The sequence below is a fragment of the Polynucleobacter asymbioticus QLW-P1DMWA-1 genome (assembly GCF_000016345.1).
Lineage (GTDB): Bacteria > Pseudomonadota > Gammaproteobacteria > Burkholderiales > Burkholderiaceae > Polynucleobacter > Polynucleobacter asymbioticus.
Window position 1 is genome coordinate 1842459 of record NC_009379.1, and the last position, 23353, is coordinate 1865811.

The following is a 23353-nucleotide window of genomic DNA, read 5'->3' on the forward strand; positions in this document are numbered from 1 at the left end:
TAAATGGTTTTATTTATTTTTACTAATGAATACTTTAAGAACTCAAAACGCCAGACAACAATTTGGAAGTGATATCAACAATCGGAATAACGCGATCGTAGGCCATCCTAGTAGGACCAATCACTCCCAGCGTTCCGACTATCTGGCCATCGACGCTATATGGGGCGCTGATGACAGCCAAATCCTCATAAGGCAATAAGTCACTCTCGCCGCCAATAAAAATCTGAATTCCATCCGCATGACTTGATACGTCTAGCAATTGCATCAGGACTGACTTTTGCTCCAACATGTCAAACATTTTGCGCAGCTTATCTAAATTAGAACTTAAATCACCTACGTTTAATAAGCGACGTTCTCCAGAGAGCACCATATCACCACGCCCCATGTCGTAATCCGCTACACCGCTCTGCAGGGCTAATGCCATGAGGCCAGAAATATCTGCACGTAAATTATCTAAATCGGATTTGAGGTGTAAACGTACTTGCTCAAAACTTTTACCAGCAAACTGAGTATTAATAAAATTGCCGGCCTCTATCAGCTGACTAGGCGTGTAATCCTGAGTAGTAGGAAGGATGCGATTTTGAACATCACCCTCTGGGGTAACCATAATGAGCAAAATCTTGCCTTCGCCTAGACGCAAAAATTCAATATGTTTAAACACTTGCGCACGCTTGGGGGTCATCACAACACCAGCAAAATGAGTGAGGTTCGACAAAATCTGGGCGGCTGAATTCAAAACACGCTGCGGAGAGTCCGGCAAAAGACCTTTTTCAACCTCGCGAGCTGCCATTTCTTCCAAAGGGCGAACCGTCACCATGGTGTCGACAAACAAACGATAGCCCCGAGGAGTGGGAATACGGCCTGCTGAGGTGTGTGGACTTGTTACTAGACCCATATCCTCTAGATCAGCCATGACATTGCGAATGGTGGCCGCTGAGAGGTCTAAACCTGAAAATCTGGACAATGTGCGCGAGCCAATAGGCTGTCCCTCTTCGATATAGCGCTCGATGAGGGTTTTTAGTAGGGCGCGGGAACGTTCATCCATGGTGGAAGGGATTTTATGCCTATGGTTTAATCGTTATATGTTAAGCCCATCCTCAAATTCCACCAAGAAGGCCTTTAGCCGGGTGGCGCTCGTCGGCAAATTTCAGGCTGATGGCATTGTGGAGCATCTCCAAGATCTAGCTAAGCTGGTGTCAGGCCTGGGTTGCGAGGTATTTATTGAGGCTGCAACAGCAAGCCACTTCAAGCTAGCCAACTACCCTACGAAAACTGCAGATGACTTTGCGGGCACGATTGACCTAGTTGTCGTTTTGGGAGGTGATGGCACGATGCTGGGTATCGGCCGTCAATTGGCGGGCAGCAATGTTCCCTTAGTCGGAATCAATATGGGCCGTCTAGGTTATATGACCGATATTCCGATTCAATCAGTACAGAGCATCTTGCCTAAAATTATTGCGGGTGAATACGAGGCGGATACGCGCACCTTGCTCGATGCGGTGGTGATGCGCGATGGAAAAGAAATTAATCGTGCACTAGCGCTCAATGATGTCGTTGTTAATCGCTCCGGAATTTCCGGAATGGTTGAGCTGGCAGTACACGTCAATGGATCTTTCATGTACAACCAGCGCTCCGATGGCTTGATTGTGTCCACACCCACCGGATCAACGGCCTACGCACTGTCCGCCGGTGGCCCCATTTTGCATCCTCATGTCGCTGGTATCTTGCTTGTACCGATTGCGCCGCACTCACTTTCTAATCGCCCCATTGTGCTGCCACAAGATAGCGTTACCGTGATTGAAGTGGTAAATGGACTTGAGGTGATTGTTAATTTTGATATGCAATCTCAAACAGAGTTGCAGGCTGGTGACAAAATTGAGGTACGTCAATCTGATAAAACGATTGCCCTGCTTCATCCTAACAATCACAGTGACTACAAAACTTTGCGCGAGAAGTTGCATTGGAATGAATACCCATCGACATTCTGATGTCGAGTTCTTTGCTACGCTAATACATGCTTCAAACCATCTCACTTCGTGATTTCGTCATTGTTGACCAACTTGAGCTAGATTTTTCCAGCGGCTTTACCGTGCTTACTGGCGAAACTGGTGCTGGAAAGTCTATTCTGCTTGACGCTCTTAGTCTCGTATTGGGAGAACGTGCTGATAGTAGCCAGATTCGTGAAGGCAGTACTCGCGCAGAAATATCAGCCCTGTTTCAGATTAACCCCGAACAGCTCAGCCACTTTAGCCAATGGCTCGATGAGCAAGGCTTCCCAGTTGAAGATGGCGGACAAAGCCTGCTGCTTAAGAGAACCGTTGAAAGTAATGGTCGAAGTCGTGCGTTCATTAATGGTAGCGTTGCGACCTTGGCTCAACTGCGTGAGGCAGGCGATCAGCTAGTTGATATACATGGGCAGCATGCCCATCAACTACTCCTCAAAGGAGGCGCGCAACGTGAATTACTCGATCGTCATGCAGGACTTCTACCTTTGGCTTCCGAGGTAGCCCAGGCCTTCAAAACCCTGAATGACTCCCGTCGGCGCTTAACGCAAGCAGAAAATGCCGGTCAAGATATTGAGCGCGAACGTGAGCGCCTAGAATGGCAACTTGAAGAACTCAATGCTTTAGCACCACAAAGTGGTGAATGGGCAACCATCCAAAGCGAACATGATCGCCTAGCTAATGGCGCCAAATTGATTGGGGGCTGCCAGGAAGCCATCGAAATCTTGAGTGATGCCGATAACTCATTGGAATCAACTCTATCGAAGGTTTGCGGCAATATTGGCGCATTGGCGGCGCATGATCCAGCCTTAGCTGATATTAGCGAATCATTGGAGAGCGCACAAATTCAATTGGATGAAGCTATTCATGGGTTAAATCGCTATTTACAAAAAATTGATTTAGATCCCGCGCGCCTCGAGCAAGTAGAGGAACGCATGCAAGCTTTATATGGCGCTGCTAAAAAATATCGTTCAGAAGTAGATCACTTACCTACCTTGCTATCTGACACAGCAGAGCGTTTAGAGGCTTTGACAGCCTCACAAAATATTGAAACCCTGCGCGAAAAAGTCAAACAAGAAGAGGTGGCTTATTTAAAGCTAGGCAAGCAGCTCTCTCAAAAACGAAGTCAAGCTGCAAAAGAATTAGGGGGATTAGTTACCGATGCGATGCAGAATCTCTCCATGGCAGGCGGACGACTTGAGATTGCCCTGACTCCACTGGCGGAAGGTGGCTCTTTTGGTTTAGAACAAATCGAATTTTTGGTAGCCGGTCATATTGGTAGCACCCCACGCCCTTTAGCAAAGGTAGCATCAGGCGGCGAATTAGCGCGCATTAGCCTGGCAATTAGCGTGATTACCAGCAAAGCCTCATTTACCCCCACCTTAATATTTGATGAAGTAGATGCTGGTATTGGTGGCGCTGTGGCCGAGACGGTTGGCAAACTACTAAACCAATTGGGTCGATCCCATCAAATTCTTTGTGTCACCCATTTACCTCAAGTGGCTGCTCAAGGTAATCACCATTTAAAAGTAAGCAAGTCCCAAAATGGTGATAAAACTATTTCTCAAGTTCAAGCCCTGGGCAGGGTTGAGCGAGTGGAAGAAGTTGCTCGCATGCTTGGTGGGGCCACCATCACCGATACCACTAGACGTCACGCTCGAGAACTACTAGAACAAGATTAGAGATTAGAGGGTGCGTGGAAAATATCATTCCACAAACTTAGTACAGAATTTCTAGCGGCTGCTAACTCAGACTCCCCGATCAAATGTATACGGGTTTTATCGACACCGTCTAAACGCAATCGATGCTGGCGTAATCTCAATAAGCGATAAGCATCACCAACTTGTTGGGCGGCTGCTTTTTCAATTAACCGCAGTTCTCCAGCTATTTGTAGTAAGGCAATATTTCCAAGGTTGCCAATTAACTGAGAATATTGATGCGCATAGGCGAGCACCAAAAACTGCACCATAAATTCAATATCAACCATGCCGCCTGAATCATGCTTTAAATCAAAACCCTCGCTAGGATTGGGATGTCCCTCATGTACCTTACGGCGCATTTCCAAAATCTCAGTCCTTAGTACATCAATATCTCGTGGCTGGCTTAATACTTCGGCTCGCACTTGATCAAAAGCCCGACCTACTTCAGGATTACCAGCTGAATACCGGGCACGCGTTAAAGCTTGATGCTCCCAAACCCATGCTGCGTTATCACCTTCCCGCAATTGATATTTCCTAAATGCTTCCGCATTGGTTACCAAAAAGCCGGCTGACCCATTAGGACGAAGTCGGGTATCAATCTCGAACAAACTACCTGTCGATGTAAATGTCGTTAACCAGTTAATCATGCGTTTGGCTAACAAGGCATATGCCTCTTGAGCAACATAATCACTCTCACCTGATTGATATAAAAACACCAAATCTAAATCAGAGGCATAGCCTAATTCTTTGCCACCCAACTTCCCATATGCGATCACTGCAAAGGGAGGATCAGTATCTTGGGGAAGTCCGCACTTTAGAGCTACGCTAGGCCATACACGCTCAAAAGTAGTTTGCACAATGAGGTCGGCTAAGGCAGATAAATGATCACTCACCTTCTCCACTGGTAAAGCCTTGTCAACACCAATACCCAAATCCGCGAGCAAGGTAATAAATGTTTCAGTGTGATGCGTTACCCGCAAGATATCCATAGCCTGCTCAGAGCCATCACCTTCAGCCATGACATCATCTAAGCGTATGTTCAAGTTTGACTGAACTTCTCGCCAATACTCTGCAGGGCTTTCTATCAAAGTTCTTTCTGTATGCGAGTTCAATAAATAGTCGAGTAAATGGGGGTGCAGGGTAAGGTATTGAGCCCCCCATTGAGATGCTTGGAGCAAGGCGAGGACATTAAAGAGCGCGCGGGGATACTCCGCCAATATGGATAAGTAGGCACTGCGTCTCGCAATAGCTTCTAGCAAGTCAAAAAAACGTAATAAGGTTTGGTCTAATGAAGAAGAATGATCATCTGCCATCAAAATGTCTGCAGCACTACGCATCAAATTGTCACAGATCAGCCGACTCTTTTCTGGCAATAACTTCGCTTTAGGGCTTGCAATCCAGGCCTGCCAGCGCGATAGAGACTCTGGAAATAGCTGGGCATCTGGCTGCCAATCTTGATCTAAGGGAGCAAGATCGAGGCGCGCATCTTCATCCAATAAAAATGCTTTTTCGAAAAGACGGGCTACATTGTTTTGATGCCGCTCTAGCTCTTTCAAAAACGATGTTTGATCTTCCAAAGATTTTCCCGGGGCCATAGAGGTGGCCAAACGAGAGCGTATCTCTGGATCCTCTGGCAGATAATGGGTCTGCTGATCATCCCAAACCTGAATGCGGTGCTCAAGATGCCTTAAAAAGACATAGGCCTCTTGTAAGGCATGAACCTCTTCTTTAGGCAATATTCCACGCCGCTCAATTAAGTTGAGTACCTCAAGCGTTGGTCGCACCCTAAAACGAGGATCTGTACCGCCACGCATGAGCTGGAACATTTGCGCCAAGAATTCGATTTCCCGAATACCGCCACGCCCCAACTTGATATCATTTGACCGACCAAGATGAGCGGACGACCGCTTCTCCGCTTCCCGCTGAATTTGTGCGTGCAAATCCCGAATCGACGCAATCACGCCATAATCCAAATGGCGGCGATATACAAATGGGCGGATTAATTGCTCCAATACCTTTTCGCAGTGGTTGTAATCATGCGAGCCCGGTAGCGGAGAAATCAAACGCCCTTTAATCCATGCGTAGCGCTCCCATTCTCTACCCTGCACTAAAAGGTATTCTTCAAGCATATCCAAGCTGCATACCAAGGGACCAGAATCGCCATTCGGACGGAGTCGCATATCCACCCGAAAAACAAAGCCATTGGTTTCGTGTTCAGCAAGCAACTTAATTAAGCGCTTACCCATGCGAGTAAACCACTCATGGTTTGATAGGGTTTTTGGACCGCCTCGTGTCTCACCCTCGTGCTCATACAAAAATATCAAATCAATATCGGACGATAAATTCAACTCGAAGCCGCCCAACTTACCCATTCCCACCACCATCAACGGCATTTCCGCATTGGTACTAGAACTCCAAGGTAGTCCAAAACGAGCCTCAAGATCTACGCGGATAAAGGCAATAGAGCCAGCAACTGCAAGCTCTGCAAAATGACTGAGGCTACGAGTGACCTCGTCCAAGCTAGCCATGCCATTGAGGTCACGAAAAGCAATCCACAGCATTAATTGTTGTCGTGCGAGGCGCAAATTAGCCATGAATAGGGCTTCTTGATCACCAGACGCCAGATCATCTAAGCGATAGGCATCAAGCAAACTACGAATACCATGCCAATCAATTTTTTGAGGGCCATGAATTTTTAACCAATTGATCCACTCGGGCTTGGCATGGAGCCAACGGCGGGCGTAATTAGAGTGGCACTCTAAAAACTCAATTTGCTTATAAAAATCATCCATCCCCCCATCTTAATACCGAATAAATTGACTTCCTGAGGCTTGGAGATCAAGTTGAGCCTGACGGATAATAGAGGCCATGCTTCAAAACATCATTCCACCCCGCCTTAAGCGCGTTCTTACAAAACGTCCCCCAGGGTTGGGCAAAGCCTGGCTCAAACGCATTCTGATTTTGATTGGGCTTGTCTGCGCACTTTTGGTGATAGGTCACTTGGGAGTGCGTTATGTACTTTGGCCGCAACTTGAAAAATCCAAAGCATCCGTCGAAAAAATTATTGGTGCCCGCATTGGTGCAGAAGTATCAATCGACAAACTTCAAGTGGCATGGACTGGGCTTTGGCCTAATTTTGAAATAGAAGGACTTCGCTTTAATAGCGCAGAAAAATCAAAACCTTTATTGCTGATAAACAAAATTTATGGGGAATTAAGCTGGAAATCTTTTTATCACCTAGCACCCTACTTTCGCGATCTTCATTTTGAAGGCGCTGAAATTTATGCGCAGCGTAATAACAATGGAGCAATTAGTATTGCCGGAATTTCAATCGATTCAAATTCAAATGATTTCTCAGCTGAAAATTGGCTATTCTCACAAAATTCTATTGAAGTAAATAATGCCAAACTATTTTGGGATGATCAGAAGAATAAGAGACCTATCACCTCTGTAGAAATTGTGAGTCTATCTCTAGACAATGGTATTCGCAAACATGAAGGTTCTATTCGCCTAAATACTCCTTGGGCAAATGGTCCAGCAGAGATGAAGGTCAGTTTTGTTCCTCACCTTGCAGGGCAAGCAGGCAATTGGCGCGACTGGATCGGCACTATTTACTGGAACCTAAGCGATCTTGATCTGAAACAAATTTCTCAGCAATTTAGCATCAACCTGACGACGCTTGAGGGAATACTCAGCAGTAATGGCCAACTCAAAATCGACAATGGCCACCCTGACGGTGGAGAGTTTTACGTTGCCGCAGACCAACTGATTATCCAAACCTCCAAAGATACCGAGGCGATTGCCTTGGGTAGATTGGAAACAAACTTAAGCCAAGAAACAAATGATGGCCTGCTCTCCATCTCCACTAAAACATTTGCATGGAGTGAGTTGGGTAGCCCAAAAACAGCAGCGCTAGAGCATTTAAGCCCGATGACTTTTCGTTGGCGGTCACCAGGAGCTGATGGAGAGATTAAGGAATTCGGATTTTCTTCACCCAAGATATCTGTAGAGGATGTCGCTTTATTTGCTCAAAATCTACCTCTCTCTAAAAAGGTGCATGGCTGGATTAAAGCTTCCAAGGCAGATGGCGAACTAGAGGATGTCGAGATCCACTGGTCGGAGAGCAAGTCCCCGCTATCAGCGCTCAACATCCCAGGAGGTTGGTTTAAGTCCAATAAACTCGATTTTTCTATCAGCGCCAAATTAATTAACTTAAGTTTTGATGGTATCAATAGCTCAATCCCTAGCGTCTCCAATCTATCGGGATTTATAAGCGGCAATCAAAACGAAGGAAGTTTCTCATTAAATTCCAACAATCTTGAATTAGAGATGAATGACTTTTTGGATGATCCTAAAATTTCTTTAGATCGTGCAAAAGGTCAAATTAACTGGTCTAAAGAGCGAGGTAAATGGGTGGTAAACGCCAAGAGTTTGGCGCTCAGCAACCCTGAAATCAACACCACCCTAAAACTGAACTACATCATCGGGGATGCTAAGAAGCCAGACTTCATGGCATTAGACATGGATTTTTCCAAGGCAAACTTAGTCAGTGCCTATCGATATCTCCCGGTAGGAATGGATAAGGAAGCGAGGACCTACCTAAGCAAAGCCTTTACTGCAGGAACAATAGAAAAGGGTGAGTTACACATTCAAGGTGACCCGAATGGGGTCCCTTTCTCTGCACCCAATAGTGGGCAGTTCACATTGAATCTCCCTATTGTGGGAGCAAGCTTTACTCCAATGCCTCTACTCCCAGCCAATCAAGGTACCTGGTCTACCTTTACCAATATTAATGGTGTCATCACAATGCAAAACGCAAAGTTAGACATAGATATTGGAAAAGGAAATTACAAACAAGTTGCCTTAAGTAACTTTCATGCGGACATTCCAAGCGTGAGTGCTAAACAAATGCCCCTGAATGTCAGTGGCGCAGCGCAAGGTGAGGCACCGCAGATGCTGGAGTATGTATTTGCCTCGCCTATTGCGAAGAAAATAGATAACCTTGAAAAAAATCTACGGATAACAGGGGCAACAAAGATGTTATTAGGTCTCAATATTCCCCTTTCCGGAAACGCTGATACTAAAGTGGATATCAAGCTAGATTTCCCAGGAAATCATCTTCAATGGGGAGATACCCCGCCATTTGATAATCTCAAGGGAAGGGTTCGTATTACTGAAACAAATCCAGAATTTGAGGATGTGACCGCTAACTTCATGGGGGGTGCATTTAAAATCTCGAGTGCACCTGAAGCAAAAAATAACAACACTTTTAATATTTCTGGTGACATAGCCGCTAGCTTCCTTAAGGACTACCTTGCAAAAGATGCAGACTTAAAACTCGCGTCTGTATTGCAGAGTATGAGCGGTTCAGCAACGTATGAAGGTGCCGTTAGCTTTAACAAGGGGAACAGCGAAACAAATCTGAAATTTGATTTACGCAACTGGGCGAGCACCGCACCTGCGCCCCTAAATAAACCCATGGGTATGCCACTATCAGGCCGAGTGACTCTCAAAGATTTCGCCGATGAAAAAGTAAATGTCAATCGTTTTAGCTGGTCCGGTAAGTTGGGTGACCTATATTCATTTGAGGGTGAGTTAGGCAACGACAGCAAATTACGTCATGCCGCAGGCATCGGGGCTCCTGCCATTTTGCCGCCAGAAGGGTTTCAGTTAAATATTAATAGTAGTGAGCTGAATCTAGATACCTGGAATGATTTTTTAGATAATCAGAGCAAAAAAAATGCTTCTGTTCAAACCGAAATTACTAGCCCAGGTAACCTACTCATTACAGCGCAAGTAAAAAGACTGACTCTCGGAGATCGAGTATGGCCCGAAGTGAATCTCTCAGTGAATAACAAGAACGGTCCATGGAATTTTCGCCTGAACTCACCCCTAGTCAGTGGCCAAGTGCAATATCAACAGGCTAACAAAGCACAACCCAGTGGTTTTGTCGGCGGCCATCTTGCACGCCTCTTAATCCCTGACGCTGAAAATACTGAGCCAGAGAAAACTGCTTCCAAGCAAAAAGTGGTAATGAATAAAGCGAAATTGAGCCCCAATTCTATTCCGAGCATGGATCTCATTATTGATGAGTTTTCATGGTCAAAGGCGCAACTTGGACAAGTCAAGTTGAAGTCTAAAACTAGTGACAATATTTTTAAAGTTGATCTATTGCAAACAAGTAATCCCCAAGCCTCCACGACTGCTAGCGGACAATGGATTGGTGGCACTAAAAATGAAGTAGATCACACCACGCTAAAAGTGGATATGGATATAAAAGATGCCGGTCATCTAATAGCCCATTGGAGCCCTCAGAAATCGATTGAAGGTGGGCAAGGCAAGCTGAATGCAACTGTGGAGTGGGATGGCTCTCCATATCAGCCAAACTATGACACCTTATCCGGCAAAGCAAGCCTCAATCTTGAAAAAGGTCGTCTACTGGAAGTTAACTCGAGTGGCGCAAAGATATTGGATGTGCTTAGCCTTCAAAGCTTATTTAGATTTGCCACAATGGATATCGAAGGTGGGCTGGGCAACATCGTTACTAAGGGTACGCCTTTTAAATCTATCGATAGCTCTTTTGACATTGCCAATGGCATTGCCGATACCACTCAGTTCACCATGAATTTAGATCAAGCTAGGGTAGCTATGAATGGAAAAATCAACATCCCTAAACAAACTCAAGATTTACGTATCGCTATCTACCCAAGCATTGATGCAACTGCAGGTTCCTTAGCTGCGTTTGCTATTAATCCAATCGTAGGATTGGGTGTTCTAGTGGGGCAATATTTAGTGAGTGGGCAAATTAATCGCAGCCTGCAGTCGGACTATTTAGTCCAAGGCTCATGGGAAAATCCAGAGGTAATAGCCCTTGACCAAAAAGGTCAGCCAATTGATGAAAAGGTTTTAGAAAGCATTCGCAATAAAGAGTTGCTGAAAGAGCAAAATAGGCCAGATGTTCCTAGACCACAAAATACTGCACCCCTAAACAACCAAGGCACTTCATCTAACAACTTAAATTAATGCTCTCTTTAAAAAATTCACTTGATCTCAAAATTGCCTCTATTCAAATGGTATCGACTCCTGATATTCAGGAAAATCTAAATGTTGCAGGCAGCCTTATTCAAGAGGCGGCCCAAGACGGGGCGCAAGTAGTTGTCTTGCCAGAATACTTTTGTTTAATGGGTTTAAAAGATCAAGACAAAGTGCGCGCACGTGAAATCTTTGGAAGCGGCCCAATTCAAGAAAAGCTAGCCGGCTTTGCCCAAGACAATCAAATTCATTTAGTTGCCGGAACCATTCCACTAGAAGCTCAAAACACGGCCAAAGTTCTGAATACCACCCTAGTCTATGACCCAAATGGGCAAGTTATTAGTCGCTACGACAAAATTCATCTATTTGGATTTCAGACTGCAAAAGAGCGTTATCAAGAGTCGGAAACAATAGAGGCTGGTACTACACCGGGCCTTTTGAAGATGGTCATTAATAGTCAAGAGTGGACTTTTGGTTTAAGCATTTGCTATGACCTTCGATTTCCAGAGCTGTATAGAGCACTTGGTATTGTCGACTGCCACATCATTCCTGCAGCATTCACCTACACGACCGGCCAAGCCCATTGGGAAATTTTATTAAGGGCTAGAGCGATTGAAAATCAATGCTATGTTTTGGCGTCAGCACAGGGTGGTACACACCTTAATCAACGTCGCACGTGGGGACATAGCATGCTGATTGATCCTTGGGGTGCAGTGTTGGGTGATTTACCTGCAGGTGAAGGCTTTATTTCTGGAGTTTTAAGCAAAGATAAATTAAACGAGGTACGCTCTCAGTTACCAGCCCTTGCTCATCGCAAACTTTAATTCCTCGAAAGATCTGCCGATACACATGAATGCACCCGAAGCACTATTTCCAGCCAATTGGACAAAAACCAAAAAGCAGGCAGACTTAATAAAATTAGCCAAATCCATCTTGCTTGAGCCTACCGGTCTATCCGAGCAAGATTTACACCACACCTTTGGCCATATGTTTTCTCATCGCCTTGATGATGCAGATTTATATTTTCAGCACACTCGCAGCGAAAGTTGGAGCCTAGAAGAGGGCATCGTTAAATCAGGTAGTTTTAATATTGATCAAGGAGTCGGTGTTAGAGCTATTTATGGCGATAAAACCGCCTTTGCTTACTCCGATGAAATCAACTTAGAAGCACTAAGCAAGGCCGCAAAAGCTACGCGCGTTATTGGCCCAGAAGGCGGTAAGCAAGCAGTGGCGAGTAAGTTATTTAATCCTCTATCCAATAAGCTCTACTCTGATATCAACCCTCTAGACTCCTTGCAACCTAAAGAAAAAATTGCTCTACTCGAGAGTATTGAGCGTCGAGCAAAAGCACGTGACCCTCGCATCATTCAAGTCATGGCAAGTCTTGCCGGAGAATTTGATGTCGTTTTAGTGGCAAGAGCTGATGGTCTTCTTGCTGCAGATATTCGCCCACTGGTGCGCGTTTCGGTACATGTGATTGCCGAGCAAAATGGTCGGCGTGAATCTGGCTCATCTGGTGGCGGAGCTCGTCATGACTATCTTTACTTTGATGCTGAACTCATTAATCGTTATGTAGATGAAGCAGTAGATGGTGCCTTAGTCAATCTAGAGTCGCGCCCCGCACCCGCTGGACCAATGACTGTTGTCATGGGTCCAGGCTGGCCAGGTGTTCTATTGCATGAAGCGGTTGGGCATGGCCTTGAAGGCGATTTCAATCGCAAAGGCTCCTCCGCCTTTGCCGGTCGAATCGGGCAACGGGTGGCTGCCAAAGGGGTCACTGTAGTTGATGACGGCACACTCTCGGGACGCAGGGGCTCACTCAATATTGATGATGAGGGAACACCCACCCAATGCACAACCTTGATTGAGGATGGCATCCTCAAAGGCTACATTCAAGACAGCTTAAATGCACGCTTGATGAATATGCCCTTAACTGGAAATGGGCGTCGTGAAAGTTTTGCCTCCCTACCAATGCCCCGCATGACCAATACGTACATGCTGGCAGGCAAAGATGATCCCCAGGAAATTGTAGCCAGCATCAAACGCGGCCTTTATGCCGTCAATTTCGGTGGTGGTCAAGTGGATATCACCAGCGGCAAATTTGTCTTTTCAGCATCCGAAGCCTATTGGGTCGAAAATGGAAAAATCCAATACCCCGTTAAAGGTGCAACCATTATTGGAAGTGGTCCGGAGTCCCTAAAACAGGTTTCTATGATCGGAAATGACCTTAAATTAGACGGTGGCGTTGGGGTTTGTGGCAAAGAAGGGCAAAGCGTCCCTGTCGGCGTTGGTCAGCCTACTTTACGGATTGATAGCCTGACAGTCGGGGGTACCGCCTGATACGGCTTAAAATAGCCGTATGAGCCAACAAAATACGAATCCCGCCAATTGGTACTCCGCTGTAGACAAAACATCGGATACCGACGATCAACGCATTGACAATATCTCCGTTCTGCCTCCGCCAGAACATTTGATTCGTTTCTTTCCTATTTCAGGAACTCCAACCGAATCGTTAATTAGCAATACTCGCAAAAAGATTCGGGACATTATTCATGGAAAAGATGATCGCCTATTAGTGATCATTGGACCTTGCTCAATTCATGATCCAAAAGCAGCGCTCGAATATTGCCAGCGTCTTTTGAGAGAGCGCGATCGCTTTGCAGGCGAATTAGAAATTGTGATGCGCGTGTACTTTGAAAAGCCACGTACTACTGTTGGCTGGAAGGGTTTGATTAATGACCCTTACTTGGATGAAAGCTATCGTATTGAAGAAGGTTTACGTTTAGCTCGCCAAGTGTTGATGGAAATTAATCGCCTTGGTATGCCAGCAGGCAGCGAATTTCTTGATGTGATTTCTCCGCAATATATTGCTGATCTGATTTCTTGGGGAGCGATTGGTGCTCGCACTACCGAGAGTCAGGTTCACCGTGAGCTTGCATCTGGATTGTCCGCTCCAATTGGCTTTAAAAATGGCACCGATGGCAATATCAAAATTGCTACCGACGCTATCCAAGCAGCAGGACGTCCACACCATTTCTTGTCAGTGCATAAAAACGGTCAAGTATCTGTGGTTGAAACAAAAGGGAATAAAGACTGCCACGTTATTTTGCGTGGTGGTAAAGAGCCTAATTATGAAGCGAAATTTGTACAGGAAGCCTGCTCTGAGCTCGAAACTGCAAAGCTTCCAGCCAGCTTGATGGTGGATTTATCTCATGCGAATTCAAGTAAAAAACATGAGCGTCAAATTATTGTGGCCGACGACGTTGCACAGCAAATTGAATCTGGATCACATCAGATCTTTGGTGTGATGGTGGAAAGTCATTTGAATGACGGCGCACAAAAATTCACGCCCGGAAAAGATGACCCTAGCAATTTGGAGTATGGCAAAAGTATTACTGATGCCTGCATCAATTGGGATGACTCTGTAAAAGTATTGGAGCGTCTTGCTGGAGCAGTAAAAAAACGTAGAAGCAATAAGAAGTAAGTAGTAGCTTCTCGTTTAGCTTAAAGAGACTAATTTATTTAGTCTCTTTTTTTTCGTGCTTCCACAATACATCCGAACCACCGGCAGCGCGATTGAGTATGCGGGCCAAAACAAAGAGTAGGTCAGATAAACGATTAACGTATTGACGAGGAGAATCATATAAAGGCTCTTCCCAACCTAAACGCACAATCGAACGCTCAGCTCTGCGGCAAACCGTTCTACACACATGTGCCTGGGCTGCTGCGTGAGTTCCGCCTGGAAGAATAAATTCAGTCAGGGGTGGTAATTGCTGGTTGTACTTTTCCAACCAAATATCTAGTTGAGTCACATGCTCTGGATTGAGCAGTTTGTAATTGGGGATACACAGCTCGCCACCCAAATCAAATAAATCATGTTGCACCTGCAAAAAAAGCTCTCCTAGCTCGGCAGCGATGCTTTTAGGAATGTCTTCTGACATCAAAACGCCTATTTCTGAATTCAACTCGTCCACGTCGCCCATGGCGCATATCCGTAAATGGTCTTTCTCAACGCGACTGCCGTCTCCGAGGCCTGTCATTCCGGCATCACCAGTTCTGGTGGCGATTTTTGATAGTCGATTTCCCATAAGCTTAATTATAGGTAAATGGCTAAAATGATTGTTATGAATATGGTGACCCCGCCCCCCGATATAGCCGCTATTAGCGCACTTCAGTCCAAATTAGTCTCCGCTTTGCGACCGATACTTCCTGAGCACGCCCTACTTTGGGAGCCAGAAGACACAATCCCTTATGAATGTGATGGTTTGGCGGCCTATAGACGCATGCCTTTGGCAGTTGCCCTCCCTGAAACTGAAGCTCAAGTCACTCAAATCCTGAAGATTTGCTTTGACATGAATATTCCAGTGGTGCCTCGAGGTTCTGGCACCGGACTATCGGGTGGTGCGATGCCCATATCCCAAGGCCTAGTTTTGTCACTAGCCAAGCTCAAGAAAATTCTCAGTATTGATCCATTTACAAGAACAGCTGTTGTACAACCAGGCGTTCGCAATCTTGCCATTTCGGAAGCAGTAGGTCATTTGGGTTTGTACTACGCACCAGATCCGTCATCACAAATTGCCTGCTCTATTGGTGGCAATGTGAATGAAAACTCAGGCGGTGTTCATTGCCTGAAATATGGACTTACCTTGCACAATGTCTTGCGTGTTCGTGGAGTACTCATGAATGGCGAGATTGTTGAGTTTGGCAGTCTTGCACCTGACTCTCCTGGATTAGATTTGCTAGCCATCATGATGGGTAGTGAAGGTATGTTGGCTGTGGTGACTGAAGTTACAGTCAAGCTCGTTGCCAAACCAAAACTCGCACGCGTCATTATGGCCAGCTTTGATGACATTGAAAAAGGTGGCAATGCTGTCGCCGCCATTATTGCCGCAGGCATTATTCCTGCCGGTTTAGAGATGATGGATAAGGCCACTACTCGTGCCGTGGAAGAGTTTGTGCATGCAGGTTATGACTTAGATGCTGCTGCAATTTTGCTTTGTGAATCCGATGGCACTCCAGAAGAAGTGGCAGAAGAAATTGAGCGCATGACTAAGGTATTAGAGGAAGCTGGCGCCAGCGGTATCCAGATTTCTCAGAATGAATCTGAGCGACTCAAATTTTGGAGTGGGCGTAAAAATGCATTTCCAGCAGCAGGTCGTTTAGCGCCAGATTACTACTGCATGGATGGCACAATTCCACGTCGCCATATCGCGACCCTGCTAAAGCGTATCCAAGGTATGGAAACAAAATATGGCCTAGGCTGCTTAAATGTATTTCATGCCGGCGATGGCAATATGCATCCACTCATTTTATTTAATGGTTCAGACCAGGAAGAGTGGCATCGTGCAGAGGAATTTGGCACTGAAATCTTAGAAGCTTGTGTTGAGTTAGGCGGAACCATCACTGGAGAGCATGGTGTAGGCATCGAAAAAATTAACTCCATGTGTGTGCAATTTGGTGAGGGTGAACGTGAATCCTTTTGGGGAGTGAAAAGCGCTTTTGATCCAGGGCATCTATTGAATCCTGATAAGGCGATCCCAACCTTAAGTCGTTGCGCCGAATATGGCCGCATGCGCATCAGCGGCGGCAAATTACCTCATCCAGAATTGGAGCGCTTCTAATGAATCCATCCAATTCACAAATCAATGCATTCCGTGAACAGATTCTGAATGCAGGTAAAAATAAAACGTCACTTTCAATTGAAGGTGGCGGCACAAAATCTTGGTATGGAAACGTAAACAAGTACAGCAAGTTGGATACACGCCCTTACTCCGGAATTTTGGAATATCAACCAGAAGAATTAGTCATTACGGCCTGTGCTGGTACGCCACTGAAAGAAATTGAGGCTGCCCTCCAGGAGAAAAATCAAGTGCTTGCATTTGAGCCCCCTCACTTTGGTGAGAATGCAACGTTTGGTGGCGCTATTGCTGCAGGTCTGGCTGGTCCAGGTCGCATTACCGTTGGCAACTTCCGAGATTTTGTTTTAGGTACCCGCATTTTGGATGGTAAGGGTCAAGACCTTTCTTTTGGTGGCAAAGTAATGAAGAACGTTGCAGGCTATGACGTCTCTCGTTTATTACCAGGCTCTTTAGGGACTCTTGCTCTTCTATTGGAGGCATCAGTCAAGGTTTTACCAAAGCCAGCCGCTAGCGCTACCCTGCGTTGCCATGTCTCACAAGCAAAGGCTCTGAAGATTCTGAATGAATGGGCTGGTCAGCCTTTGCCGTTATCAGCAAGCTGTTGGGTAGGCAAAGTAAAGGATGGTGATGGTGAATTAACCATTCGCCTGGCAGGCGCTTCGGCTGCAGTAAAGGCTGCGATTCCATTAATGAGTGCATCAGTTGATGCGCGTGAACTGGATCCCGTCCAAGCTGAAACATTTTGGAATGATGTGCGCGAACAAAAACTTTCTGTATTTACCAATCTTGCAGAAAATCAAACACTCTATCGTCTTGCACTTCCTGCTGCATGCGGGTCATTGGATATTCCCAAGACAAGTGAAGACCTAGTGCTCGAATGGCATGGTCAACAGCGCTGGGTTCAGGCCGATGGAGATGATGCTACCTTCAGTACCCTCAAAATATTAGCCCATGCTCATGGCGGCCATGCGACTCGGTTCAGACAAGGCAGTAATGTCAACCCAAGCGCGCAACGTTTTACCCTGCTATCTGAAAATACACACACCAAAGCCCTAGAAATAGTCCAAGAACGTCTGAGATCTGCATTTGATCCAGCTGGCGTATTTGCCACCAAACGTCTTCCATAAGTATTGATATGCAAACTCAACTCGCCCCTCAATTTGCTAATACCCCAGAAGGTATAGAAGCTGCTCGCATTTTGGGCAAATGTGTTCACTGTGGTTTTTGTACGGCTACTTGCCCTACCTATCAACTACTAGGTGATGAGCTCGATGGTCCTCGGGGGCGCATTTACCTCATTAAACAAATAGCAGAAGGGCAACAACCCACTGAAAAAACGCGCCTTCATTTAGATCGCTGTCTTACTTGCCGCAACTGCGAAAGTACCTGCCCAAGCGGTGTGCAATACGGAAACTTGATAGATATAGGCCGCAAATGGGCCGAAGAAAATACGCCTCAGCGCCCACTGATGCAACGCCTCACTCGCTGGGCTCTCAAAGAAGGTTTAACTAAACCCGCTTTATTTAATTCCGCCATGGGAATAGGCCGCTTGGTACGCCCACTGATGCCTAGTGGTATCCAGCGAAAAATTCCGTTGGCAAAAAATAAGGTTTTAGATCAAGCCACCAATCCTTACGCCAGACCGAGCGCACAACATGCTCGAAAAATGCTTCTCTTAGAGGGATGTGTCCAGCCTGGCATGCTGCCCAATATCAACTCAGCTACATCACGGGTATTGGATGCACTAAAGATTCAATTAATTAGCGCGCCTAATGCCACTTGTTGTGGAGCATTACGCCATCACCTCAATGATCAAGTGGGTAGCTTAGATAATGCCAAGCAAAATATTGATGCTTGGTGGCCACTGGTAGAGGCGGGCGCAGAAGCCATTGTGATGACAGCCTCTGGCTGCGGTGTGATGGTCAAAGATTATGGGCATTTATTAGTAAATGATCCTGTTTATGCAGCTAAAGCCAAAAAGATTTCAGCATTAACAAAAGATATTGCTGAAATTCTTCCAGAGCTACAAAATGAATTGGTCGAGATTTTGGGCTCTGATCAAAAACCGGGTGTGGTCTATCACCCTCCTTGCACCTTGCAGCACGGCCAACAAATTCGTGGCAAGGTTGAAGGTTTGCTGGGAAGTATTGGTATTGGAGTGCGTTTATGCAATGACAGCCATCTGTGCTGCGGATCGGCGGGAACTTACTCCATAACGCAGCCAGAGCTATCAGAGCAACTGCGTAAGAATAAGTTAAACAATCTTCATATAGCCTGCGAAGAGTCGGGTGCTGAGGTCGTTGTCTCAGGAAATATTGGGTGTATTACCCATCTTCAACAAGAGGACACCCCAGTCGTGCATTGGATTGAAATCGTCGATCAATTGCTCAGCAGGCAAACAACAAGCACTCAATGAATCAAATCGCCATGAATCTGGTGCAAGTTCAAGAACGAATTGAACTTGCCGTATTAGCAGCAAAACGCGAACCCGAAGAAGTAGAGTTATTAGCTGTTAGCAAAACTTTTCCTGCAGCAGCAGTTGAAGAGGCAATGCATGCTGGGCAATCTGCCTTTGGCGAAAATTATGTCCAGGAAGCGGTTGAGAAAATTCTCAAGCTCTCAAAATTACGCCCTTGGTTAACGTGGCACTTTATTGGCCCCCTACAAAGCAATAAAACGAGAGAGGTTGCCGAACATTTTGATTGGGTTCATAGCGTAGACCGTCTCAAAATTGCTGAACGTCTATCTACTCAGCGTGGTGAGTTTTCTGAATTGGCACCATTGCAATTGTGTGTACAGGTCAATGTCAGCGAGGAGGAAAGCAAAAGCGGAATTGCTCTCACCGAAGCCGAAACACTATGCAATGCAATCTCTCAATTACCCCACGTTGTTCTGCGAGGCCTGATGGCCATTCCAGCGCCGACTGATAATCCCGCGGCTCAACGAGAGGCCTTCGCCACAGTTCGCGCTTGCTTTGAACGCATTCGCGATACCCATACGATAGAACCTGGATTTCAATTTTTTGACACCCTATCTATGGGTATGTCTGATGATTTAGAGGCGGCAATAGCGGAAGGCAGCACCATGGTTCGTGTTGGAACTGCTATTTTTGGGAAGCGCGATAAGATTACAGTATGAGCACATCAGAACATATTCAAAACAATAGTAATGCCCATATCACCTTTATTGGTGGTGGCAACATGGGTCGCGCCCTTATCAGTGGTTTGATTGCTAACGGGTTTGAACCAAATCAAATTTCTGTCGTTGAGTCTAATGCCAGTACAGCCTTAAAGCTTCATGAAGATTATGGAGTGCAAGGAATTGGGGCCTTAGATCACATTGCCTTTGATTTCAGCAAAAACAATGTTGTTGTGATGGCAATTAAACCGCAAGACTTTAATGTCGTTGCCAAAGGGCTTGCATCCAAACTCAAACATGCTTCAGCTCCCGGCCCGCTGATCCTCAGTATTGCCGCCGGTATTCGCTTAAAGGATATGAGTCGCTGGCTAGATCACACTCGTTGTGTACGAGCCATGCCAAATACCCCAGCCCTCATCGGCAAAGGAATCACTGGATTATTTGCTGATGCAGCCGTAGGTCAATCAGATCGTACTTTGGCTGAAACTATTTGTAATGCTGTAGGGCAATCCGTATGGGTTTCAGAAGAAAACCTGATGGATGCGGTTACTGCTGTTTCAGGTAGTGGTCCAGCTTATGTATTTGCTTTTATCGAGGCAATGCAATCCGCCGGGGAAAAACTGGGGCTTGATGAGAAGACCGCTCGTAAATTAGCTTACGCAACCTTAGAAGGCGCTACCCAATTAGCCCATAACTCCGATGAACATGCAGGGGTGCTACGCGAACGGGTTACTTCCAAAGGCGGCACAACTGCTGCTGCGCTCGATGTCATGAAGCAGCATGGATGGAACGAGATTTTAGAAAAGGCGATTGATGCCGCAAGTCAACGCGGTAAAACAATGGGTGACGAGCTAGGCCAGAGCTAAACCTCTCGCTTAAGCTCAGACTATTATTGAATACTAAGACCTAAAACGATTCCTAGAAATAAGAATCCGCCTAACCAGTTATTGTGACGAAAAGCCAGGAAGCAATCCTCCCGTTTTCTACTAGAAACTAGTTTGAGTTGATAAATGGCACACCCCAGAGCTGCGCCCCACCCAATTAAAAAATAATTACTCAAGCTTGCCAAGTGAGCCACCCATAATTGACTCACAAATAAAACCCCATAGCTAAATGCAATAGCTAACACTTCATATGATCCAAAAGTTATGGCTGAAGTGCGAAGGCCAAGCCGTAAATCATCATCTCGATCGACCATTGCATAGGCGGTGTCATAGGCAATGGCCCAAAAAATATTTCCGACAAATAAAACCCAAGCTTCAAGAGGAATAAAGTCTAGAACGGCTGCATAGGCCATTGGAATACCAAAACCAAAAGCAATTCCAAGCACCGCCTGAGGTATCGCCAAAAATCGCTTTGTAAAGGGATAGATAAAGGCGACTAGTAAAGCAAGTACTGATAGTTCCTTTGTAAAAATGTTTAATGGTTGAATCAGTAAAAAGGCTATCAACGCCAGAACACCAGCAACAACAACTGCCTCTTTTCCAGAAATCTTTCCACTAGTCACTGGTCGGTGTTTTGTTCTCTGAACATGGCGGTCAAAATCACGATCCGCATAATCATTGATGGCGCAGCCAGCACTTCGCATCAAAAAAGTACCAGCAATAAATATCATCAGCATTTGAAGGCTGGGCGTACCTGAACTTGCAAGCCATAGAGCCCACAAGGTAGGCCATAACAGTAATAAAGTGCCAATAGGCTTATCTAGGCGAATTAAATAAGCGTAAGAAGTGAAGCGTTCTTTCAAAGACATAGCTTAATTTTATGCTTTTAAGAATTCTGCGCGAGAACCAAGCCAGCGTTCTAGATGACGCTCAACTAATTCTCGATGATCTGCCAATAAACGGTCAGCAGCCTTCTGAGCCAATTCAATCAGCCAAGCATCTCTTTGCAAATCTACGAAACGCAACATCGCATCGCCTGATTGCTTTGCCCCCAATAACTCACCAGGGCCGCGCAAGGATAAATCTCGCTCTGCAATTACAAATCCGTCCGATGTCTCACGCAAAGTCTGCAAGCGCTCTTTGGCAGCCATTGATAAGGGTTCTGCATACATCAGAATACACACAGAATCAGCCGAACCACGGCCTACACGCCCCCGCAATTGATGAATTTGCGCATAACCAAAGCGTTCTGCATGCTCAATCACCATCAAAGCAGCATTGGGCACATCCACCCCAACCTCAATCACCGTAGTAGCCACTAGCAATTGAATTTCATTTGCCTTAAAGGCTGCCATGACAGCAGCTTTTTCATCTGACTTTAAACGTCCATGAACTAAGCCCACCTTAAAGCCTGGTAATGCCTGTGTGAGCTGTTCAAAACTCTCTACAGCTGTTTGTAACTGAAGCACTTCAGACTCTTCAATTAATGGGCAAACCCAGTAAGCCTGTAAGCCTTTTGCAAGCCAGCTATGGAGGCCACTAATTACTTCTTCGCGACGGCTGGCCTTTACCACTTTAGTAGTGATGGGCTTTCTACCCGGAGGTAATTCATCGATTACTGAGACATCAAGATCGGCGTAATACGTCATAGCCAGAGTACGAGGAATAGGCGTGGCAGACATCATTAATTGATGGCAATAAAACAATTCTGAGCCAACGCGTTGTTGAATCTCTAAACGCTGACGAACTCCAAAACGATGCTGCTCATCAATTACCGCCAAACCCAATTTCGCAAATCGTACGCTTTCTTGAATGAGTGCATGAGTGCCAATAATAAGTTGGGCCTGCCCACTCTCAATCATCTCTTGGGCCAGTCGTTTTTCCTTTGCCTTCAAGCTACCCGTTAACCAAGCAATCTTGACACCTAATGGCTCAAACCATTCTTTCATTTTGAGATAATGCTGCTCGGCCAATATTTCTGTTGGTGCCATCACAGCAGCTTGATAGCCCTGGTCCATGACATGAGCCGCAGCCAAAGCCGCAACAACCGTCTTACCGCTACCCACATCCCCTTGAAGCAATCGATTCATTGGAAAAGCTTGAGCTAAATCATGACCAATTTCCAGCCAAACACGGGCTTGCGCTGCGGTTAACTTAAAAGGTAATACAGCTAGTAGGCCTGCCTCTATACCTAGACCTTTTTTAATTTCCTTACTAAATGTTGGAGCTTGTCGCCCCCGGCGAATGGCATGCGCACGCTTCAAGGAGATCTGCTGCGCAAGCAACTCTTCAAACTGCACACGTCTCCATGCAGGATGAGTTCGTTCCAATAGAGCTTGAGTATTTGCGTCGGCTGGCGGTTGATGCAAATACGTAATAGCCTCCATCAAGTTTGGCCAATCGTAGCTAGGCAAGAGCTCGCTCATCAATTGATGTGGAAAAAATTCAGCCAAGCTTTCTTGCAGGCTTGGATCGCGCAAAGCTAGATTGACTGCCTTACGAATAGCAGCTTGGGACACACCAGCTGTAGCTGGATACACTGGGGTTAAGCTTGCTGGGAGGGGTGTGTCTGAGCTCACCGCTTTGACAGTGGGATGAACCATCTCCGAGCCTTGGAAGCCCTCTCTTACCTCACCACGTACTCGGATGTGCGAACCAACTGCCATTTGCTTTTGTTGGCTAGGGTAGAAATTGAGAAAACGCAGATTTAGGGTTTCAGTCTCATCTTCAATGGTGACAACCATTTGTCGTCTGGGTCGAAATAGAACCTGGTTGCGAATCACTACCCCCTGAGTCTGGGCTGATGAAAATCGTCCCTGATGAATAGCTTCCTCGATACTTAAAAGCTCAGTCTCATCCTCATAACGAGAAGGTAAATGCAAAGCAAGGGCCATTGGGCTATCTAAACCCATCTTTTGGAGTGCATTTGGCGCTTGTTTTGATGTCATCGTTAAAAT

The 23353-nt window shown here is 45.9% G+C and carries 16 protein-coding genes; 11 read left to right on the plus strand and 5 right to left on the minus strand.

Features of this window, described 5'->3' with window-relative positions; translation table 11 throughout:
• Nucleotides 1–34: 34 nt before the first annotated feature.
• Entirely contained in the window at nt 35–1045 is a 1011-nt protein-coding gene (gene hrcA, locus PNUC_RS09205) for a heat-inducible transcriptional repressor HrcA (protein ID WP_011903608.1), read from the minus strand.
• 37 nt (nt 1046–1082) lie between these two features.
• Between hrcA and PNUC_RS09210 the strand changes: the two genes are divergently transcribed.
• Nucleotides 1083–1988: an NAD kinase gene (locus tag PNUC_RS09210; protein WP_011903609.1), complete on the plus strand. Its 906-nt coding sequence runs from the start codon at nt 1083–1085 to the stop codon at nt 1986–1988.
• Nucleotides 1989–2014: 26 nt separating this feature from the next.
• On the plus strand, nt 2015–3685 hold the full coding sequence (recN, locus tag PNUC_RS09215; RefSeq protein ID WP_011903610.1) for a DNA repair protein RecN: 1671 nt from the start codon (nt 2015–2017) through the stop codon (nt 3683–3685).
• Here recN and glnE read toward each other — a convergent pair.
• On the minus strand, nt 3682–6495 hold the full coding sequence (gene glnE / locus PNUC_RS09220; RefSeq protein ID WP_011903611.1) for a bifunctional [glutamate--ammonia ligase]-adenylyl-L-tyrosine phosphorylase/[glutamate--ammonia-ligase] adenylyltransferase: 2814 nt from the start codon (nt 6493–6495) through the stop codon (nt 3682–3684). The two genes, recN and glnE, sit on opposite strands and share 4 nt — an antisense overlap.
• Before the next feature lie 76 nt (nt 6496–6571).
• Here glnE and PNUC_RS09225 point away from each other — a divergent pair, with 76 nt between their 5' ends.
• The 4 genes from PNUC_RS09225 to PNUC_RS09240 are packed head-to-tail and all read left to right on the plus strand — an operon-like array spanning nt 6572 to nt 14219.
• The gene (locus PNUC_RS09225; RefSeq protein ID WP_011903612.1) at nt 6572–10726 is read left to right on the plus strand and encodes a YhdP family protein; all 4155 of its coding nucleotides are present in this window, start codon (nt 6572–6574) and stop codon (nt 10724–10726) included.
• Nucleotides 10726–11559: a carbon-nitrogen hydrolase family protein gene (locus PNUC_RS09230; RefSeq protein ID WP_011903613.1), complete on the plus strand. Its 834-nt coding sequence runs from the start codon at nt 10726–10728 to the stop codon at nt 11557–11559. The genes PNUC_RS09225 and PNUC_RS09230 overlap by 1 nt, the downstream gene beginning before the upstream one ends.
• Before the next feature lie 25 nt (nt 11560–11584).
• Nucleotides 11585–13075: a metalloprotease TldD gene (gene tldD / locus PNUC_RS09235; RefSeq protein WP_011903614.1), complete on the plus strand. Its 1491-nt coding sequence runs from the start codon at nt 11585–11587 to the stop codon at nt 13073–13075.
• Between the two features lie 19 nt (nt 13076–13094).
• Nucleotides 13095–14219 carry a 3-deoxy-7-phosphoheptulonate synthase gene (locus PNUC_RS09240; RefSeq protein ID WP_011903615.1) on the plus strand — a complete coding sequence of 375 codons (1125 nt, stop codon included), beginning with the start codon at nt 13095–13097 and terminating at the stop codon, nt 14217–14219.
• Between the two features lie 34 nt (nt 14220–14253).
• Here the strand turns inward: PNUC_RS09240 and PNUC_RS09245 are convergent, their stop codons facing one another.
• The gene (locus PNUC_RS09245; RefSeq protein WP_011903616.1) at nt 14254–14823 is read right to left on the minus strand and encodes a cob(I)yrinic acid a,c-diamide adenosyltransferase; all 570 of its coding nucleotides are present in this window, start codon (nt 14821–14823) and stop codon (nt 14254–14256) included.
• A gap of 27 nt (nt 14824–14850) precedes the next feature.
• On the opposite strand from PNUC_RS09245, the gene PNUC_RS09250 reads away from it, so the two are divergent.
• Genes PNUC_RS09250 through proC form a run of 5 tightly spaced genes read left to right on the plus strand, consistent with a single transcriptional unit; the run spans nt 14851 to nt 20378 of the window.
• On the plus strand, nt 14851–16356 hold the full coding sequence (locus PNUC_RS09250) for an FAD-linked oxidase C-terminal domain-containing protein (protein ID WP_011903617.1): 1506 nt from the start codon (nt 14851–14853) through the stop codon (nt 16354–16356).
• Nucleotides 16356–17501, plus strand: coding sequence for a glycolate oxidase subunit GlcE (gene glcE / locus PNUC_RS09255; protein ID WP_011903618.1), 1146 nt, complete (start codon nt 16356–16358; stop codon nt 17499–17501). The genes PNUC_RS09250 and glcE overlap by 1 nt, the downstream gene beginning before the upstream one ends.
• An 8-nt stretch (nt 17502–17509) precedes the next feature.
• The gene (glcF, locus tag PNUC_RS09260; RefSeq protein ID WP_011903619.1) at nt 17510–18790 is read left to right on the plus strand and encodes a glycolate oxidase subunit GlcF; all 1281 of its coding nucleotides are present in this window, start codon (nt 17510–17512) and stop codon (nt 18788–18790) included.
• Nucleotides 18787–19512 (plus strand): YggS family pyridoxal phosphate-dependent enzyme, encoded by a 726-nt coding sequence (locus PNUC_RS09265; protein WP_011903620.1) that lies wholly within the window; start codon nt 18787–18789, stop codon nt 19510–19512. Before glcF ends, PNUC_RS09265 begins: the two co-directional genes overlap by 4 nt.
• Nucleotides 19509–20378, plus strand: a complete 870-nt coding sequence (gene proC, locus PNUC_RS09270; protein ID WP_011903621.1) for a pyrroline-5-carboxylate reductase — start codon at nt 19509–19511, stop codon at nt 20376–20378. Before PNUC_RS09265 ends, proC begins: the two co-directional genes overlap by 4 nt.
• Before the next feature lie 23 nt (nt 20379–20401).
• On the opposite strand, the gene ubiA is transcribed toward proC, so the two are convergent.
• Both ubiA and recG read right to left on the minus strand, forming a co-directional pair.
• A complete protein-coding gene (gene ubiA / locus PNUC_RS09275) occupies nt 20402–21265 on the minus strand; it encodes a 4-hydroxybenzoate octaprenyltransferase (protein WP_011903622.1) in 864 nt (287 codons plus the stop codon).
• Nucleotides 21266–21274: 9 nt separating this feature from the next.
• Nucleotides 21275–23344 (minus strand): ATP-dependent DNA helicase RecG, encoded by a 2070-nt coding sequence (recG, locus tag PNUC_RS09280; RefSeq protein ID WP_048812158.1) that lies wholly within the window; start codon nt 23342–23344, stop codon nt 21275–21277.
• Nucleotides 23345–23353: the final 9 nt, after the last annotated feature.